Source organism: Liquorilactobacillus sicerae (assembly GCF_029916425.1).
Lineage (GTDB): Bacteria > Bacillota > Bacilli > Lactobacillales > Lactobacillaceae > Liquorilactobacillus > Liquorilactobacillus sicerae.
Genome location: NZ_JAHAVQ010000309.1, coordinates 1 through 416, shown reverse-complemented (window position 1 = coordinate 416; position 416 = coordinate 1). Strand labels below are relative to the sequence as shown.

Annotated in this window: 1 pseudogene; it reads left to right on the top strand. The window is 36.8% G+C overall.

The features are described from left to right. Positions 1-352, top strand: a pseudogene (locus KH893_RS12590) (serine hydrolase); the annotation flags it as partial. Positions 353-416: the final 64 nt, after the last annotated feature.

Here is a 416-nt window from a genome sequence, read left to right as displayed (position 1 = left end):
ACCAGGTGATTTTAGAAATAAAAATTATGGCAATTGGCAATGGCTTGATTGCGGAAATAATCTTGGTAAGGCTACTGGCGGGCTTAGATCCAACGTAGTAGGTATACTGAAGTTTTCAAGTAAAATACTTGCGGAATCGACCTTTTTAAAGCGAGCAGAATCTTTTTCCTTGATGGGGATGTTTAAAAGGCAAGATGGAATTTGGATGAAAATCGGCCAGACCGGAACACAATTATCAGTCATGATGATTGATATCGAAAACAATTCATCCGCTGTTGTTTTGGTTAATTGTTTGAATAAATACAGTGTCTCCTTGGCCAGAGAACTACTTTTGAGAGCCTTTGAAGAGTAACCTTTCCAAATTCTCGATGAACTTCAATAGTATACAAATTTATAACTCGGGAGAATAAACTATT